18 protein-coding genes are annotated in these 17,577 nt (G+C 71.4%); 1 reads left to right on the forward strand and 17 read right to left on the reverse strand.

Features of this window, described 5'->3' with window-relative positions; translation table 11 throughout:
* Position 1: 1 nt before the first annotated feature.
* The 8 genes from frr to rpsB all read right to left on the reverse strand — a co-directional run bounded on the left by frr (position 2) and on the right by rpsB (position 7,200).
* Positions 2 to 556, reverse strand: a complete 555-nt coding sequence (gene frr, locus AC2YHB_RS08765; protein WP_207011296.1) for a ribosome recycling factor — start codon at positions 554 to 556, stop codon at positions 2 to 4.
* A 46-nt stretch (positions 557 to 602) separates the two neighbouring features.
* The gene (gene pyrH, locus AC2YHB_RS08770) at positions 603 to 1,316 is read right to left on the reverse strand and encodes a UMP kinase (RefSeq protein ID WP_036546709.1); all 714 of its coding nucleotides are present in this window, start codon (positions 1,314 to 1,316) and stop codon (positions 603 to 605) included.
* Between the two features lie 41 nt (positions 1,317 to 1,357).
* Entirely contained in the window at positions 1,358 to 2,527 is a 1,170-nt protein-coding gene (locus AC2YHB_RS08775) for a phospholipase D-like domain-containing protein (RefSeq protein WP_036546712.1), read from the reverse strand.
* Positions 2,524 to 2,796 carry a hypothetical protein gene (locus AC2YHB_RS08780; protein ID WP_207006328.1) on the reverse strand — a complete coding sequence of 91 codons (273 nt, stop codon included), beginning with the start codon at positions 2,794 to 2,796 and terminating at the stop codon, positions 2,524 to 2,526. Before AC2YHB_RS08780 ends, AC2YHB_RS08775 begins: the two co-directional genes overlap by 4 nt.
* The gene (locus AC2YHB_RS08785; RefSeq protein WP_036546714.1) at positions 2,793 to 4,061 is read right to left on the reverse strand and encodes a TFIIB-type zinc ribbon-containing protein; all 1,269 of its coding nucleotides are present in this window, start codon (positions 4,059 to 4,061) and stop codon (positions 2,793 to 2,795) included. Before AC2YHB_RS08785 ends, AC2YHB_RS08780 begins: the two co-directional genes overlap by 4 nt.
* A complete protein-coding gene (locus AC2YHB_RS08790) occupies positions 4,058 to 5,260 on the reverse strand; it encodes an SHOCT domain-containing protein (protein ID WP_036546716.1) in 1,203 nt (400 codons plus the stop codon). Before AC2YHB_RS08790 ends, AC2YHB_RS08785 begins: the two co-directional genes overlap by 4 nt.
* A 173-nt stretch (positions 5,261 to 5,433) precedes the next feature.
* Positions 5,434 to 6,243: a translation elongation factor Ts gene (tsf, locus tag AC2YHB_RS08795; protein WP_036546719.1), complete on the reverse strand. Its 810-nt coding sequence runs from the start codon at positions 6,241 to 6,243 to the stop codon at positions 5,434 to 5,436.
* Between the two features lie 39 nt (positions 6,244 to 6,282).
* On the reverse strand, positions 6,283 to 7,200 hold the full coding sequence (gene rpsB / locus AC2YHB_RS08800; RefSeq protein WP_179647555.1) for a 30S ribosomal protein S2: 918 nt from the start codon (positions 7,198 to 7,200) through the stop codon (positions 6,283 to 6,285).
* Between the two features lie 315 nt (positions 7,201 to 7,515).
* Here rpsB and AC2YHB_RS08805 point away from each other — a divergent pair, with 315 nt between their 5' ends.
* Positions 7,516 to 8,100, forward strand: a complete 585-nt coding sequence (locus tag AC2YHB_RS08805) for a M23 family metallopeptidase (protein ID WP_179647556.1) — start codon at positions 7,516 to 7,518, stop codon at positions 8,098 to 8,100.
* On the opposite strand, the gene AC2YHB_RS08810 is transcribed toward AC2YHB_RS08805, so the two are convergent.
* The 9 genes from AC2YHB_RS08810 to AC2YHB_RS08850 all read right to left on the reverse strand — a co-directional run bounded on the left by AC2YHB_RS08810 (position 8,048) and on the right by AC2YHB_RS08850 (position 17,563).
* Complete coding sequence (locus AC2YHB_RS08810; protein ID WP_179647557.1) at positions 8,048 to 8,986, reverse strand: tyrosine recombinase XerC; 939 nt, start codon at positions 8,984 to 8,986, stop codon at positions 8,048 to 8,050. The two genes, AC2YHB_RS08805 and AC2YHB_RS08810, sit on opposite strands and share 53 nt — an antisense overlap.
* A 28-nt stretch (positions 8,987 to 9,014) precedes the next feature.
* Entirely contained in the window at positions 9,015 to 10,151 is a 1,137-nt protein-coding gene (gene dprA / locus AC2YHB_RS08815; RefSeq protein WP_179647558.1) for a DNA-processing protein DprA, read from the reverse strand.
* Positions 10,148 to 11,755 carry a YifB family Mg chelatase-like AAA ATPase gene (locus AC2YHB_RS08820; RefSeq protein ID WP_179647559.1) on the reverse strand — a complete coding sequence of 536 codons (1,608 nt, stop codon included), beginning with the start codon at positions 11,753 to 11,755 and terminating at the stop codon, positions 10,148 to 10,150. Before AC2YHB_RS08820 ends, dprA begins: the two co-directional genes overlap by 4 nt.
* Positions 11,755 to 12,123 carry a YraN family protein gene (locus AC2YHB_RS08825; protein ID WP_179647560.1) on the reverse strand — a complete coding sequence of 123 codons (369 nt, stop codon included), beginning with the start codon at positions 12,121 to 12,123 and terminating at the stop codon, positions 11,755 to 11,757. Before AC2YHB_RS08825 ends, AC2YHB_RS08820 begins: the two co-directional genes overlap by 1 nt.
* 128 nt (positions 12,124 to 12,251) lie before the next feature.
* Positions 12,252 to 14,012: a pilus assembly protein TadG-related protein gene (locus AC2YHB_RS08830; protein ID WP_179647561.1), complete on the reverse strand. Its 1,761-nt coding sequence runs from the start codon at positions 14,010 to 14,012 to the stop codon at positions 12,252 to 12,254.
* Positions 14,012 to 14,503 (reverse strand): TadE/TadG family type IV pilus assembly protein, encoded by a 492-nt coding sequence (locus AC2YHB_RS08835; protein ID WP_257026790.1) that lies wholly within the window; start codon positions 14,501 to 14,503, stop codon positions 14,012 to 14,014. The genes AC2YHB_RS08830 and AC2YHB_RS08835 overlap by 1 nt, the downstream gene beginning before the upstream one ends.
* Positions 14,504 to 14,677: 174 nt before the next feature.
* Entirely contained in the window at positions 14,678 to 16,432 is a 1,755-nt protein-coding gene (locus AC2YHB_RS08840; protein ID WP_179647563.1) for a pilus assembly protein TadG-related protein, read from the reverse strand.
* A 124-nt stretch (positions 16,433 to 16,556) separates the two neighbouring features.
* Complete coding sequence (locus tag AC2YHB_RS08845) at positions 16,557 to 16,865, reverse strand: DUF2469 domain-containing protein (protein ID WP_036546742.1); 309 nt, start codon at positions 16,863 to 16,865, stop codon at positions 16,557 to 16,559.
* Positions 16,862 to 17,563: a ribonuclease HII gene (locus tag AC2YHB_RS08850; protein ID WP_036546746.1), complete on the reverse strand. Its 702-nt coding sequence runs from the start codon at positions 17,561 to 17,563 to the stop codon at positions 16,862 to 16,864. Before AC2YHB_RS08850 ends, AC2YHB_RS08845 begins: the two co-directional genes overlap by 4 nt.
* Positions 17,564 to 17,577: the final 14 nt, after the last annotated feature.

Genomic DNA, 17,577 nt, shown 5'->3' on the forward strand with positions numbered 1-17,577 from the left:
ATCAGACCTCGAGCAGCTCGGCTTCCTTGCTCTTGAGCAGCTCGTCGATGGCGTCGGTGTGCTTCTTGGTGAGGCCGTCGAGACGCTTCTCGGCACCGGTGACGTCGTCCTTGCCGACCTCGCCGTCCTTCTCGAGCTTCTCCAGGCTCTGCTTGGCCTTCTGGCGCACCTGGCGCACGGCGATCTTGCCGCCCTCGGCCTTCTCCTTGGCGAGCTTGATGAACTCCTTGCGGCGCTCCTCGGTGAGCTCGGGGAAGACGCAGCGCAGCACCTGGCCGTCGTCGGACGGGTTGATGCCGAGGTCGGAGTCGCGGATGGCCTTCTCGATGTTGGCCTTCGCGCCGACGTCGAACGGCGACACCAGGATCACCCGCGGCTCGGGCGCGCTGAACGACGCGAGCTGCTGGATCGGGGTCGGCGAGCCGTAGTAGTCGACGAGGATCTTGCTGAACATGCTCGGGTGCGCCCGTCCCGCCCGGATCGCGGCGAACTCCTCACGGGTCGCGTCGACCGACTTCCCCATCTTCTGGTCGGCCTCGTTGAGGGTGTCGTTGATCACCGGTTCTCCATTCTTGGCTGGTTCGGGCGGAGCAGGGCAGGACTCAGCCTGCGCTGACCCGCGTCCCGATCTTCTCACCCCGGACCACCCGAAGGATGTTGCCCTCCGGCTCCATGCCGAAGACGATCATCGGGAGCTTGTTCTCCCCGCAGAGCGCGAACGCGGTCTGGTCCATGATCCGCAGGCCCTTCGAGATGGCCTCGTCGTAGCTGAGCTCGTCGTACTTGGTGGCCGTCGGGTCGACCTTGGGGTCGGCGGTGTAGACGCCGTCGACGCCGCTCTTCGCCACGAGGACGACATCGCACTTGCTCTCGAGCGCGCGCTGGACGGCGACGGTGTCGGTCGAGAAGTAGGGCATGCCCATGCCGGCGCCGAAGATCACGACGCGGCCCTTCTCCATGTGCCGGATCGCGCGGCGCGGGATGTAGGGCTCGGCGACCTGGCCCATCGTGATGGCGGTCTGCACGCGGGTCTCGACGCCCAGCTTCTCCAGGAAGTCCTGGAGCGCCAGGCAGTTCATGACGATGCCGAGCATGCCCATGTAGTCGGCACGGACGCGGTCCATGCCCCGCTGCTGGAGCTCGGCACCGCGGAAGAAGTTGCCGCCGCCCGTCACCACGGCGATCTGGACGCCCGCGTCCACGACCGCCTTGATCTCGCGGGCGATCGCCTGCACGACGTCGGGATCGACGCCGACCTTGCCTCCGCCGAAGACCTCACCCGAGAGCTTCAGCAGGACTCGCTTGTAACCGGGCACCAGGGTCCTTCCAGTCGTGTGCGGTGAGCGGTCCGAGGTTATCAGTGACCCTCGCCGGCAGCGCGTTCGATGATCGCGTCGTACCAGCGCACGTAGCGGCGCCACGATCCCCGGTCGGGCGCGATCTCGAGCGCCAGCTCGTCGCGCGGCAGGGAGTCCGACCCGAAGTTGTCGCTGCCGGTGATGACCCGGCGGTGCCGGGCACCGTCGGCCGCGGTCCACTCGAGCAGGCTGAGCTTGCTGTGGACGTCGTTGCCGTTGCGGAACCGCGCGCTGTGCACCTCCACGCCGGCCGCCCGCAGGCTGGCCACGATCTCCTTGCCGATGTTCAGCGAGATGACCTGCACCCGGGCTCCGCCGCGGGCCTTGTCCGCCACGATCTCCGCCAGCCGGCGGCCGCGCTCGCTGTGCCAGGCGTACATCGCGAAGCGCAGCACCGTGCCGCGGGCCGGCAGGTCGCGGAGCAACGCCTGGACGGGGTCGGTCTCCTCGTCCCAGCCGGGGAAGAACCACGCCCGGTCCCTGCCGAGCACCGGCGCGTAGCCGGGGCCCCGGGGCTTTTCGATCCCGACCTGGTCGCGGAAGTCGCGGTCGAAGGCCCGCCACACGTCGGTCCGGTCGACGAAGACGTACATGTCGCTGTACTGCTGGGTGGAGTAGTAGGACAGGTTCGCGGAGCCGACCATCACGACGTGGCGCGAGTCGCCGACCCGGCTGAAGGTCCAGGTCTTCTGGTGCGTGCCGGTCCGCGGGCCCCGCCGCGAGCCGCTCGACAGGTAGATGAAGGAGTCCTTGCGCCGGTCGGTGCCGACCTCGTCCCTCATCTTCGCGACCGCGCGGAAGCTCTTCGACGCGAACCGGTTGGCGATGATCTGCACCGAGACGCCCCGCTGGTGGGCGTCGACCAGCGCGTCCGCGACGGGGTGCAGCGAGAACGACCGGGTGATGATCCGGATCCGCTCCCCCTTCGGGGTGTGGGCGATCAGCTCCAGGAGCCGGGCGACCACCGGGTGCTCGGCCGCCTGGGTCTCCGTGTCGTCCACCGGCGTCCCGAGTACGACGCCCGGCCGGACGTCGTACGGACCGGGGACGAGGCCCGCGGGCTGGTCTCCGCGGGGCTCGTCGGAACGGGCATCGGTGCAGGCCGTGACGAGGAGCAGGGCTGCCAGCAGGGGCCCGAGAAGCCGGCAGACGCGCTCACGCGCGCTCATTGGACCCGCTGGACCCGCTCGCGGTAGTCGTCGCTGTTGTCACCGTCGATGTCGGGGTCCGTGGTCTTCGAGATGTGGTCGACCTTCTCCTCGCCGCCCTGCACCGGCTGGGCCTCGATGATCGTGTCGCGCTCGTAGGCGTGGGACTTGTCGGTGTTGCGGTAGTAGCGGTAGATCAGCCAGTACGTGCCGGCCGCGCCGGCCGGCCCTGCCGCGAGCAGCCAGACCAGTCCGTCGTCACTGGCCATCGCGATCAGCTGGGCGATCATGCGGACGCCACCAGGATCGAGCCGGCGATGCCCTCGAGGAAGGTGCCGACCGTGAACGCCGCGAGCAGCAGCTTGGGCTGTGAGACCGGGATGCTGCCCATCGTCTCCCCCGTCCGCGCGTTGACCGCGATGTAGTGCAGGAGGCCGTTGCTCTCCTGCTGGTAGGAGTAGAGCCACACCGGGAGGTACATCGACACCCAGCGCGATCCGCCGACGTCGACCTTCTCCTGCTCCCACCGCACGCCGCGGTCGAACCGGCCGAGCGAGGCGTGCACCTGCGAGCGGCCGATCGAGAGGAGCTGGTCCTCGAGGACCGGCTTGACCGCCTCGACGTTGAGGTCGCGCTTCTCGCTGGTGAAGCCGACGAGGTAGCTGGCGTTCCACTTCACGGCGTTCTTCGTGTCGAACGGCAGGATCGAGTTGACGATGTTGTTGGTGTTCGCGGTGCCGAACTGCGCGCGCTCCGAGGAGCCCTCGACGGTGAGGTCGTCGACGGTGAAGCTGACCTGGCGCGTGACCTGGTAGATGTCGGCGGCGTAGTAGGTCGTCGTGCGCTTGTTGTCCCCGCTGCCCGTCGTCTCGGTCCAGCGTCGGGTCTGGACCTCGCCCTTGCCCCAGTACTGCGACTCGGCGCGGGCGTCGATGACCAGGTAGGGCAGGTAGACACCCAGGACGTTCTCCGGCACGAACTCCTTCTTGAACCGGCGGTGCGCGAACAGCCGACGGCTGCCCGCGAAGGCGCGGATCTTCTCGACCGCCTCCTCCTTGGTGAGCCGGAACGGCAGGACCGCGTCGGGTACGGCGCCGTTGGGGATCTGCTGGTTGACGTTCAGCGTGTGCCGGCACCAGTGGCAGCGGGCGTTGAGCGCGTGCGCGGTGTCGACGACGACCTCGGCCCCGCAGGCCTCGCACTTGAAGGTGAGCACGTCGCTGGCGTCGGCCCGGATGTCCTCCGCGCCGCTGGCGATGACCGTGCCCTCGAGCTCGTCGATGCCCTCACCGAGGCCGAACTCCTCCTCGACCCGCGCCTCGTGCCACTCGTTGCGGCAGAACAGGCACACCAGCATCCCGGTCGACGCGCGCAGCTGGACGTCGGTCGAACCGCACTTCGGGCACCTGTTGAGGCCGTCCTTGAGCGACTCGTTGACGGTCTCGATGCTGGGCCCCGCCTCTGGCTCGGCCTTGGCCGCGGCCAGCTCCTCCTCGAGCGACAGCGGCGGACCGTCGAAGGTCGGCTGCTGCGGCTCCACCGGCTCCTGCGTCACAGACCGAGCGCCTTCGCCTTCGCCGCGTCGTAGTCCTCCTGCGTGATGAGGCCGGCGTCGAGCATCTCCTTGGCGCGCTTGAGGACCGCCATCGGGTCCTCGGCGGCCGGGGCCGCCGGAGCTGCCGGAGCCGCCGGGGCGGCCGGGGCGGGAGCCGGGGCGGCGGGGGCCGGCGTGGCCGGCTGCTGGAGGCCACCGAGGCCCATCCCGCCCGTCGCCATGCCCATCCCGATCAGGCCGCCGGGACCGGCGTTCTCGCCCGCGGCCTCGATGCCCGCGGCGACCGACGCCTGCAGGTTGGAGTTGCCGCGCGAGCCGGACAGGGCGTCGGCACGCTGGACGTTCTTGAGCAGCTCGCGGGTGTTGGCGTCGTACTCGATGGAGACGAGGGCGACCTTGACGATCTCGAGGCCACGGTCGGTGCGCCACTGGTAGTTCTGCTCGACGGCGGCGGAGAGCGACTGGGCGAACCCGATCGAGTCCTGCTGGAGCCGGGTGATCCGGTTGCCCTTGGCAGGGTCGTTGGTGTACATCGAGAACGCCGGGGCCAGCGAGCCCACGACCTCGTTGAAGAGCTGCTCGCCCGCCGGGTTGTCGATGTCGGTGAAGTCGAACTGCTGGCGCCCGCCGATGACGTCGGCCGGGACGAAGTTGCGGATGAAGGTCAGCGGGTCGGTGATCTTCAGCGTGTAGGTGCCGCGGGTGATCGCGCCGACCTGGGTGTTGAGGAAGGCGTCGTCCCAGTAGATCTCCGACTGGGTGCCGAACTTGTTGTTGGGCAGCTCCTTGAGCGTCACGAAGATCGCGGACTGCTGGGCGGACGGGCGACCGCCGAACTTGAAGCGCTCCCAGCTCTGCTTGATGATCGAGTCGACCAGCCCGCCGCCGGTGAAGACCGACTGCGAGGCCGGGTCGTCGGAGTTCCAGATGTAGGCGCCCGGCTCGGCGGCGAAGCCCGTGAAGGCGCCGTCCTCGAGCAGCACCAGCCCGTAGCCCTCCGGCACGATGATCTTGGAGCCGTTCGTGATCACGCCCTCGGAGCCCTGCGTGTTGCTGCCGCGGCCGGCGTTCTGGCCCTTCGCGACCGCGGGGAAGACCGCAACCGTCGAGCCGACGCCGTCCGGGACGCCGTAGAAGTCGACCCACTGGTCGGCGAGCGTGCCGCCGATCGCGCCGACAGCAGCCTGGATGAGTCCCACGTGACGATCTCCTTTGCAGACGCGTGCGTCCGCGTGTGGGCGCACGTCACGGACACATGTCCGAAGCCGGGATCCACAAACCTACCCCGTGCGCCGCGACGGCACAGGCAAAAAGCCGACGGCCGGTGATCACCCCAGGGTGACCACCGGCCGTCGGTGCGATCAGTGCGCGATCAGGCGCCGACCTCGAAGCGCGCGAAGCGCTTGACCGTCGTGCCGGCCTCGTCGAGGACGGCCTTGACCGTCTTCTTCGACTCCGAGACCGACTCCTGCTCGAGGAGCACGAGCTCCTTGAAGAAGCCGCCCAGGCGACCCTCGACGATCTTGGCGACGGCAGCCTCGGGCTTGCCCTCCTCGATCGTCTTCTTGGTCAGGACGTCCTTCTCGGCCGCGACGATGTCCGCGGGGACCTCGTCGCGGGTGAGGTACTGCGCCTTGAGCGCGGCGACCTGCATCGCGGCGCCACGGGCAGCGGCCTCGTCGCCGTCGTACTCGACGAGCACGCCGACGGCGGGCGGCAGGTCGGCCGCACGCTTGTGCAGGTAGACCGCGACCGGGCCGTCGAAGTACGCGACGCCGCCGAGCTCGATCTTCTCGCCGATGGTGATGGCGAGGTTCTCGACCACCTGGCCGACGGTGCTGTCGCCCAGCGGCAGCGCCTTGGCGGCCTCGGTGTCGGTGGCCTTGCCCGCGTCGACCGCCTCGGCGATCTGCTGGGCGGCCTTGATGAACTCCTCGTTCTTCGCGACGAAGTCGGTCTCCGACTTCAGCTCGATGAGCGCGCCGCCGGCGTTGGCCACGAGACCGGCCGAGGTCTCGCGCTCGGCGCCGCGGGCGGCCGCCTTGGCGGCGCCCTTGACGCGGAGCAGCTCGACGGCCTTGTCGAAGTCGCCGTCGGTCTCGTCGAGCGCCTTCTTGCAGTCCATCATTCCGGCGCCGGTCAGCTCGCGGAGCTTCTTGACGTCAGCAGCAGTGAATGCCATGAATCCTCAATCGCTTTCTGGATCGGGTGGGGGTGTCGCTCAGGCCTCGGCCGGGGCGTCGGCCGGGGTCTCCTCGGCGGCGGGCGCCTCGGCGGCGGGCGCCTCGGCAGCCTCGCTGGACGCACCGGTCGACTCGGACGCGGGGGTGTCCTCGGTGGGCTCGCCGCCGGTCGCCTCCACGGCAGCCTTCTCGGCGTCACCCTCGAGCAGCTCGCGCTCCCACTCGGCCAGCGGCTCCTCGGCGGTGGCGCTCGACGCACCCGCGCCGGAGCGGGCCATGAGGCCCTCGGCGGCGGCGTCGGCGATCACGCGGGTGAGCAGGCCGACCGCGCGGATCGCGTCGTCGTTGCCCGGGATCGGGAAGTCGACGTCGTCCGGGTCGCAGTTGGAGTCGAGGATGGCGATGATCGGGATGCGCAGCTTGCGCGCCTCCTCGACGGCCAGGTGCTCCTTGTTGGTGTCGACGATCCACACCGCGGAGGGGGTGCGGGTCATGTCGCGGATACCACCGAGCGACTTGTTCAGCTTGTCGCGCTCGCGGCGCATCTGCAGCAGCTCCTTCTTGGTGCGGCTGCTGCCCGCGACGTCGTCGAAGTCGATCTCGTCGAGCTCCTTGAGGCGGTTGATCCGCTGGTGCACGGTCGAGAAGTTGGTGAGCATGCCGCCCAGCCAGCGCTGGTTGACGTAGGGCATGCCGACGCGGGTCGCCTGCTCGGCGATCGCCTCCTGGGCCTGCTTCTTGGTGCCGACGAACATGATCGTCCCGCCCTTGGCCACGGTCTCCTTGACGAAGGCGTAGCTGCGGTCGATGAAGGCCAGCGACTGCTGCAGGTCGATGATGTAGATGCCGTTGCGGTCCGTGAGGATGAAGCGCTTCATCTTCGGGTTCCAGCGACGGGTCTGGTGTCCGAAGTGGACGCCGCTCTCGAGGAGCTGGCGCATGGTCACGACAGCCATGATTTCTCCTGTACTTGTTTCAGTTGGTCCTGTCGTCTGCACGCGATCCGACCGCCGATCCGGTGATCGGCGGACTGAGGATCGACGCCCACGGGCGACCGGGGCCACTGTTCTCAAGGAGAGGGACCCCGTCGTGGTCTGCGGACGAGCGAATTCCGGTCCAGGGCGGACCGGTGCCTCCCAGCGTACGGCGCGAGGTGCTCCCCGGACCAATTGCGGCCACCGACCATCCACAGCGCACGTCCGGCACGTCCTCCTCCACAGGAGCGCGAGCGCCCGGGCTGCTTCCCCGGGCCACGAGCGCAGGCTCGTCCCATGCGCCCGTCCTGGCTCGTGGTGGCCCTCACCAGCATCGCCCTGACCCTCTCGTCCACCGGCCCCGTCCCCGCCGATGCGGCCGAGGCCGACGACCCCGTCGGGGTGTGGCCGCTGCAGCCCGAGCCCGAGGTCGTCGCGCGCTTCGACCCACCCGACCAGCCGTGGGGCGAGGGCCACCGCGGGGTCGACCTCGCCGGCCGGGTCGGTCAGGTCGTCCGCTCGGCGCTGCCGGGGCGCGTGGTGTTCGCCGGCCGCATCGCGGGGCGCGGGGTGGTCGCGGTCGGCCACGGGAGCACCCGGACGACGTACGAACCGGTGGCAGCGACGGTCCGGGTCGGTGACGAGGTGTCCGCGGGCGGGTCGATCGGCACGCTCGAGCTGGCCGGCTCCCACTGCTTCCCCCGCGCCTGCCTCCACTGGGGCTGGCTGCGTGGCGAGGACTACCTCGACCCGCTGCGCCTGGTCGGGGCCGGTCCGGTGCGCCTGCTGCCGCTGTGGCGGGCGCTGCCGGCGCTCGCGGTGCTCGGTGCTAGGCCCGTGGATGTGCTTGCTGGTAGGCCCGGCGCAGCCGGTCGGTGGTGACGTGGGTGTAGCGCTGGGTCGTGGCCAGCGACGCGTGGCCGAGCAGCTCCTGGACGGACCTGAGGTCGGCACCGCCCTCGAGGAGGTGGGTCGCCGCGGTGTGGCGCAGTCCGTGGGGTCCCAAGTCGGGCGCTCCGGGGACGTCGGCCAGTCGCCGGTGCACCAGCGTGCGCACCGCGCGCTGGTCGATCCGTCCGCCCCGGGCGCCGAGGAAGAGCGCCGGCCCCGAGCCGGGACGCGCGAGCCGGGGGCGCCCCGCCGCCACCCACCGGTCGAGAGCAGCAGCGGCGGGATGCCCGAACGGGATCGTCCGCTCCTTGCGGCCCTTGCCGAAGACGCGGACGACGTTGCGGTCGCGGTCCACGTCGTCGACGTCGAGGGCGCACAGCTCCCCCACCCGCATGCCGGTGGCGTAGAGCAGCTCGAGCATCGCCACGTCACGGGCGCCGACCGGGCTGCCGTCGTCGGCGAGCTCGGCGGCAGCGGCGATCAGCTCGCGGGCCTCGTCGACCCGCAGCACGTCGGGCAGCGTGCGGTGCGGCTTGGGCGACCCCAGGGCGGACCCGACGTCCGACGCCGCCCTGCCGGTCCGCGCCAGCCAGCCCGTGAAGACCCGTGCAGCGGTCGCGCGGCGGGCCAGCGTGGTCCGCGACAGCCCGGACGCCTGCTGGCGCGCGAGCCAGCTGCGCAGCGTGCGCAGGTCGAGCTCGTCGGGTCCCTCGAGCCCCAGCCGGGCGGCATGGTCGAGCAGGTTGCCGATGTCGCCGAGGTAGGCCGTCACCGTGTGCGGGGCCAGGTCCCGCTCGGCGACCAGGTGCCGCTCGTACGACGCCAGCACGCCCGCCGCCCACTCGGGCAGCACGTCCTCGGTGTCCGCGGCGCTCACTCGTTCATCGTAGGGACGCCAGGTGTCGTCACCGCCTCCCCCGCTCGGTGAGTCGCCACCCGGTCGGCAGCAGCTCCACCAGGCCGTCGGCCTCGAGCCCGCTGAGGATGCGGTCGACCTCCGTGACACCGAGACCGGCCACGAGTGCGACGGACTCCGACGGAGCCGGTGCCGCGACCGGGACCGCGTCGACCACCTGCCGCGCCCGCACGCTGAGCCGGTCGCGAGGCTGCTCGGGCGCCCGGGCGTCGGCGACCAGCTGCTCCCCCGCCGAGCCCACCAGCTCGAGCACGTCTGCTCCACCGGTGACGAGGGCGGCGCCACCGCGGCGGATGAGCTGGTGGACGCCCTCGGAGGCGACGCTCGTCAGCGGGCCGGGCGTCCCCATCACGACGCGGTTGAGCCGTTCGGCCCAGTTGGCGGTGTTGAGCGCACCGCTGCGCAGGGCGGCCTCGACCACGACCGTGCCGCGCGAGAGCGCTGCGATCAACCGGTTGCGGGCCAGGAACCGGATCCGGAACGGCGACGCTCCGGGCGGCGCCTCGGAGACGACGAGGTGGTGCTCGGCGAGGTGCTCGAGCATCGCCCGGTGCGCCGCCGGGTAGGCCCGGTCGACGCCGCAGGCCAGCACCGCCACCGTGCTCGCCCCCGCCGCCACGGCTCCTCGATGGGCCGCGTAGTCGACGCCGAACGCGCCTCCGCTGACCACCGGGCGGCCGGCGGCCCCGACCACGGCCGCGAGGTCGCCGGCGACCTCGTCGCCATAGGTCGTCGACGACCGCGACCCCACGACCGCGACCGCGTCCGCGAGCTCGTCCAGGCGCTGCGGCCCCCTGACCCACAGGCCGGCGGGGACGCCGCCGCGCTCCTGCAGCGCCCCGGCGGCGTCGAGGTCGTCGAGCTGGCGCGGCCACTCGGCGTCGCCCGGGACCACGAACCGGATCCCCCGGCTCGCGGCGCTCGCGAGCACCCGCTCCGGCTGGACCGTCGCCAGGCGCCCCGCGGCCGCGGTGAAGGTGTCGCGGAGGTCGGCGTGGTCGCGGAGCACCTCGAGAAAGCCTGCCGGCCCGAACTGGCGGCTCAGCCCGAGGACGCGCAGGTCGCCCGGCTCGGCGACCAGGCTGATGGTCGCCCTCGCCACCCGCTCCTCCTCGCTCACGCTCATGCCGCACCCTCCGCGCCGCGGACCGTGCGGGCGTCGAGCGCCCGGCCCATCCGCAGCCGCAGGGCGACCTCGACCTCGCCCGGACCCGGCGGGACGTCGCGACCCGAGCGGACCGCCCGCAGGTCGGCGACCGTCCACGCGAGGCGCTGCACACGGACGGCGCCCCGTGCGCCCAGGCGTCCGGCGTAGGTCTCGTTGTCGATCAGCCGCCGGGCCTCGTCGGCGAGGGGCCACGTGTCCTTGAGCCGGGGGCTCGGGATCTGCGCGTTGAGGCGCCACCCGTGACCCGCGAACCGGAGGCGCTGGCGCTCGCGCGCGGCCGCGACGCGCTCCCGCACCGTCGCGGACGACTCGGCCGGCTGGAACGGGTCGTGGCTCGCCGGCGAGGCGGGGCGCACGTGACGGAGGATGTCGATCCGGTCGGCGATCGGTCCCGACAGGCGGCCCTGGTAGCGCCGCCGCACGGGCTCGGGACAGGTGCAGTGGTTGGTGCGGTTGTTGGCGGTGTAGTTGCCACAGGGACACGGGTTGCTCGCCACCACGAGCATCCCGCCGGCGGGCAGGGTGATCGACTCGTCGCGTCGCGCGATCGTGATGTCACCGCTCTCCAGGGGCTGGCGCAGCGCCTCGATGACGTCGGAGCGGAAGAGGGGGAACTCGTCGAGGAAGAGGACCCCGCAGTGCGCCCGGGAGATCTCGCCGGGATGGATGCGGCCGTGGCCGCCACCGATGATGCTCACCTTGCTGGCGTCGTGGTGCGGCGCAGCGAAGGGTGGGCGGGTGAGCATCCCGGCGGCGGGGTCGAGCGCACCGGCCAGCGAGTGCAGCGCGGTGAGCTCGAGGGACTCCTCGGTCGTCAGGTCGGGCAGGATGGTCGGCAGCCGCTCGGCGAGGCTGGTCTTGCCGCACCCCTTGGCGCCCGAGAGCATCAGCGCGTGGCCGCCCGCCGCAGCAACCTCGGCGGCGTACTTCTCGTCCAGCATCCCGCGGAGGTCGGCGAGGTCGAGGTCGTCGAGGCGGTCGGAGCCGCGCCACTGCACGAGGTGGATGCCCGAGGCCGACGCCACCGGCGGTGCGTCCGGCGGCAGGTCCCCGACCAGGACGGCGACGACCTGCGCCAGGGACCGCACCCCGATCACCACCACGTCGGGCACCATCCGCGCCTCCTCGACCTGCGGCTCCGGTACGACGACCCGCCGCACGCCCCGGCTCACCGCAGCCATGACCATCGGCAGGACCCCGACCGCCGGCCGCAGCCCGCCGGCGAGGGTCAGCTCGCCGATGAACGCCGTCCCCGCGACCTGGGGATGCTCCACCTGTCCCGTCGCGGCCAGCACGCTGACCGCCATCGCGAGGTCGAAGTGGGTGCCACCCTTCGGCAGGTCCGCGGGCGAGAGCAGGATGGTGGTGCGGAACGCGGCCGGCCACTTCAGGTCGCTGTTGACGATCGCCATCCGGACCCGGTCGAGCCCCTCGCGCAGCGCGGCACCGGCACGCCCGACGACGACCACTCCGGCCTGCCCGTTCGACACGTCGGCCTGGACGTCGATCAGGTGGCCACGGGCGCCGTCGAGCGCGACGCAGTGCGTGGTGGCGAACGCCATCAGAGGAGCCCTACCACGTGCTCGACGGACGGGGCGCCGCGCCGCGGGACGAGGACCGCGACGAGGTCGATCCGGATGCCGTCGGGGCGGATGCCGCGCTCGCCGGCCCACCGCTCCCCCAGCCGCTTGAGCCGGGCGAGCTTGTCGTCGGTGATCGCCTCCTGCGGGCTGCCGGCCACCAGGCTGGTGCGCGTCTTGACCTCGCACACGACGAGGGTCGCGCCCTCGCGCAGCACGATGTCGATCTCGCCCTCGTCGCACCGCCAGTTGCGCTCGAGCACGATCATCCCGAGATCGGCGAGGTGCCGGGCGGCCCGTCCCTCGCCGTACGCCCCGATCGCCCGCCGGGCCTGCGCTGTCGTCGTCATGCCCGCCAGCGTGGCGGTCAAGGCCGGCGGCGCCGGGCCGGGCAGCGGCGCCCTGTGGACGACCACCCGTCGTCCACAGGAGGACCGCGCACACCTGGACGGTCAGGCCACGCGCGGGACGCATGGGGTCACCCGACGAGCCGTACTCCGTTGCAGACCGGCGTCGGCACCGCGAAGACGTCGGCGCCGCCGAGCTGCAGGCCGAGCAACTTCGACAGCGGCGTGATCAGCGCGGACTGGAGGGCCGTCACCAGCGGGTTCAACGAGGAGGCGACGCCCGACAGGATGGGGTTGAGCACGGTGCTGTAGAGCGGGTCCGCGTTGAGGACCGCCTTGGTCTGGGTGCCGAACAGCCCGTAGACCACCGTCATCTTCGTGGTTCCCGACGTCGTGGCCGTCGTCGGGCCGAGGATGATCCCGCTCCCGCTCCCGACCGGAGTCGTGTAGCCACCCGGCAGGGGGACGGTGACGATCTTGTCGAAGGTGCTCACACCGGACGAGCTGGCCGTGAGGGTCAGCCCCGTGTCGAGCTTGATCTCGGGTGGGTTCAGCAGGCTGCCGAGGCCGAGCAGGCTGAGGATCTGGTTCAGCAGCCCGCCGCTGCCCAGCAGCGGCACGGTCACGTTGAGGTGGGCGCCCAGCGACGCGGTCACGTTGATGCCGCCGACGACGGCTGAGGCGAGGTCGACCTTGATCGAGTCCGGTCCCGAGGCGTTGCAGGTCACGGCCATGAGCTGCGCCACCGCCTTGCCGAGGTCGATGTCGACGCTGACCTGCGTCTGGTCCAGCGCGACGCCGACGTTCGCGAGGCCGAGGATGGAGACGTTGAGGTTCTTGGCCGGGATCGTCCCGGTCAGCTTGAGCCGGACCTGGGCCGTCTCGTTCGTGGTGCCCTTGCGCCCGCACTTCGTCCGCGGCGACTCGATGACGGTGAGCGTGGTGGTCGTGCTGACGAGCCCGGGCAGCGTGATCCCGAGGTTGGGGATGTTGATCGCGTGACCCTCGTTGGCCACCAGGGCCGCGCCCGTGACCAGGTCCAGGACGTTGACCTGCGCGTCGAGGGCGGCCGCGTCGGTCGGCGCGGCGTCGAGGATGTCGCCGATGCTGATGTGGGGTGTGCTGGCACCGATGGGGATGGCGCGCAGGAGGTTGGCCTCCACCAGCTTGCCCTGGGAGTCGAGCACCTTCGCCGCGGCGATGAAGAGCGCTCCGACCGAGACGTTGTCGAGCTCCAGGAGCTCATCGACGGTGCCCACTCCCAGGCCGCCGACCTCGACGAGGTCGAGGAGTGACACATTGGCGGCGGCCAGGCCCTTGTAGCTGACCAGGCTGAGGTTGAGGCTGCTGCTGAGGAGCCCCCCGAGCAGCGGGTTCAGCAGGGTCCCCTGGCTGCTGTCGAGGGAGGCGATGAACGACCCCAGACGGAAGCAGGCCGACTCGACCGACTCCGCCACTGCCCGGCGCCCCGCGTCACCGCTGGCGACGCCGGTGACCCCACCGAAGGCGAAGTCGACGCTCGTGTCCGCGGTCACCTCGACCGCCGTGGGTACGTCGCCGGCGGCGCCGGACACGAACGCGCCGTCCTGCATCGTGCCGAGGTCCCAGTCGAGGTCGGGGAGGTCGCCGATGGTGTCCCGGTTGCGTGCGAGGCTCTTCGCCATCGCCGCATCCATCGTCGCCCCGAGTGCGGACTTGGTCCGCCCGTCCAGGTTGCGGGCGAGGTCGAGGGCGACCACGTCGGCGAGGGCCTGCATGTCGCGCCGGGCCGTGCGCTGCATCCCGATGTCGACCGCGAAGGCCGCGATCAGCACGAGCACCAGGGTCAGACCGACCCCCATGATCACCGCTGCTGCGCCGCGCTCCCCGCTCTCGCGGCGGCGGCTCGGCATCAGCTGACCCTCGCGACGGCGGAGTAGCCCAGGTTGTCGGGAAGCACGATCCCCACGCCCGGGACGGGCAGGAGCGGATGGTCGTCGTACGCGTAGTCGAGGCTCACGGTGGCGCACTGGACGCTGGCGTCGTTGGCGCAGGCGGCGATCGTGATCGAGCAGGTCCCGACGTTCTCGTCGTTGCGCCGCAGGTTGCCGGCGACGCCGGAGCAGGTCACGCCGTAGCTGTCGAGGGCCTCGTTGACCGCGTCGAGGGCGTTGCCGTCCCGATCCGCCGCGACCTGGGCCACGGCGGCGGCCCGGGCGCCCTCGGCGGCCGCCTGGCTGATCGCCTGACGGAAGCTCAGCATGTAGCCGTAGCTGATGATGCCGAAGACGAGGAGCAGCAGGATCGGCATGATCAGCGCGAACTCGACAGCGGCTGCCCCGCGCTCGGACCGACGCTCACCCGAACGTTCTCGAGCGCGCCCCCACAGCACACAACGCCCCATCGACCGGCCTCCCCGCCCTCGCTCCCATGACGCCCTCCCGAGTGGCGATTTCCGCACCCTAGTGCTGGCGTGCACGACGAGGGAACGCTTCCCGGGCGATTCTGCCCGTCCGAGCGACCGGGTCTAGTCCGTTGTGACTAGCCCCGTCATGACCTCGGTGACCCCGCCGTGGCGTCACCGCGAGAGCCGGGGTCGAGCGCACGTGGCGTGCACGCCATAGACGTCGGCGCCCGCGAGCCGGAGGCCGATCATCCGCGCGACCGGGCCGATGAAGTCCTGGTTGATGTTCGCGACGAGCGGGGTGAGCGACTTCTCGAAGAATCCCTTGCCCGAGGTGACGAGGGCATTCGTGATCAGCGACGTGAGTGCGGTGACGGCCGAGAGGTTGGCCGCCTTGCCGCCGAGCTTCACCGACAGGACCGTCGGCACGACCGTGGCCGGGTCGAGGACCATCGGCGAGCCCGTCGAGATCGGGGTCGTGTCGTTCGGGGGGAGCTTCAGGTCCGCGTGACCGGTCCCGCCCGCGCTCGCGGTCCCGATGCTGAGCCGGACGTCCACCTCGATCGCCACCTTCGTGTTCAGCCCGAGCAGGCCGAGCAGGTTCGTGACCAGCGGGCCGAGACCGAGGTCCTGCAACGCCTTGAACTGGACGTCGCCGCCCACGGTCACGTTCGTCTCCAGCCGGTACGACGCCAGGCCGGTCGAGACGTCGACGCGGAAGGTCGTCGGGTCGGCCGCCGTGTTCTTGCCGCAGTGCACGGCCGGCGGGCTGACGACCTGGCCCTTGCCGGAGCCCGCGACGACCTGCAGGGATCCCGTGCCCTTCGCGGTCTGGAGGGTTCCGAGGCCGGAGATGTTGAGGCTGGGCATGTTGGTGAACGTGATGCCGATGGTGCCGTCGAGCTGGGAGGTGTCCGCCACGGCCTGGGCGGAGTTGGGGGCGCCGCAGGCCAGCTCCGCGGCCGAGATGAGGTAGAGGGCCCCGGTGAACTGGAAGCCGACGCCGGGCACGTGGGCCTGGATGTTCGGGACCCCGAGGAAGTACTTGCCGTTGGCGAGGCGAGCCGAACCGACGAGGTCGAGCACGTCGAGGTCGACCGCGAGGGCCGCGGCGTCGGTCGGCGCGACGTGCAGCACGTCGCTCAGGGCGATGGCACCGACCGTGGCCGTGGTGTTCGAGGCGAGGATCTTGGTGAGCGCCTGGACGGCGACGGTGTTGCCGCCCGGCTCCTTGCTGAGCGCCTCGATGGTCGCCGCGAGCACGTCGGAGTACTGGACCTGCCCGGACAGCAGCTCCTCCGGCGTACCGAAGACCGAGGAGGCGGCCAGCTGGGCCAGCCGCACGTCGGCACCCGCCAGGGCCTTGTAGGAGACCAGGTCGAGCTTGACGCCCAGCAGCGCGTTCAACGGGGCGAGGACGGTGCTGTCGTCGGCGCGCACCGCCGCCACGAAGGAACCGAGCCGGAAGCACGTCGTCGAGGAGCTCTCCGCGACCGCGCTGCGCGCCGCGGCGCCGGACTCCGTCCCGGTGAAGGCGGCGAAGGCGAAGGCGACCTCGGTGCTCGCACCGACGCGGACCGCCGTGGGAACGCCGCTGCCGACCTCGTCGAACTCGCCCTGCCACATCCGGCCCAGGCTGTAGTCGAGGTCGGCGTCCTCGCCGACGGAGTCGGCGTTGCGGGCCAGGCTCCGGGCGAGCGCCGCGTCCATCACCGGCTGGAGCTGGCTGACCGTGCGGCCGTCCAGCTCCCGGGCGAGGTCCAGCGCGACGAGGTCGGCCACCGCCTGCATGTCGGACCGGGCGACGCGCTGGAGACCGAGGTCGACGACGAAGGCCGACCCGATCATCATCACGGCCAGCACGAAGACGACGACGAGCGTGACCGCTCCCCGCTCGTCCGTCCGGGTGCCCCGGAGCCGTCGCCACATGGCGCCCTCCCCGATGCCGTGTCGCAGACAGGACGACCCCATGCCGTCCCTGACACCATGAGGTCGGCAGGTGGGCCGACGACGCAAGGCATCGGCCGGAAATCAGGACGAAGTCCCGCTCCGGTCAGGACTTCGGGAGCTCCAGGTCCGAGGTGGCCAGCTCCTCCACGTTGACGTCCTTGAAGGTCAGGACCTTGACGTTCTTCGCGAACCGGGCCGGGCGGTACATGTCCCACACCCAGGCGTCCGCGATCGTGACCTCGAAGAACACGTCCGTGCCCTCCGAGCGGGCCTTCACGTCGACCGAGTTGCAGAGGTAGAACCGGCGGTCGGTCTCGACGACGTACTTGAAGATGCCGACGACGTCGCGGTACTCCCGGTAGAGGTTCAGCTCCTGCTCGGTCTCGTACTTCTCGAGGTCCTCGGCGCTCACGAGCCCGACTCTAGCCGCCGCTCGTCCACTTCCTCCGGCAACGGCTCGAGTCCGGCCGCGCGTCGTACGTTCACGAAGCGCATCCGGTGGATCGGCGAGGGTCCGTGCTCCTCGAGCGCAGCGGTGTGGGTGGCCGTGATGTAGCCCTTGTGGGTCTTGAAGTCGTACGCCGGCCACTGCTCGTCGAGGTCGAGCATGATCCGGTCGCGGGTGACCTTCGCCAGCACCGACGCGGCTGCGACGCAGGCCGCGACCCGGTCGCCCTTCCACACCGCGAGCCCGGGCACGCCCAGCCCGTCGACCGGGAACCCGTCCGTCAGCACGTACGACGGCGGGACGGCCAGCTTCGCGACGGCCCGCCGCAGCGCCTCCACGTTGGCGACGTGCATCCCCAGCCGGTCGCACTCCTCCTGGGAGACCACGACGACCGACCAGGCCAGGGCGCGTCGGACGACCTGCTCGTAGCAGCGCTCCCGCGCCGCGGCGGTCAGCAGCTTGGAGTCGGCGAGCCCGGGGACGATGCCGGCCTTGCCCGGCGGCAGGATCGCCGCGCCGGCGACGAGCGGCCCGGCGCAGGCGCCGCGGCCGGCCTCGTCGACGCCGGCGACCGGCTCGAGGCCGTGGCGGCGCAGGGCGCGCTCGTAGCCGTAGATCCCGGCGTCGCGTCGTACGGTCGAGCCGCGGGGCAGTGTGGTCATGCCGGCACCTCAGT

The organism is Nocardioides sp. SRI_004 (genome assembly GCF_057586415.1).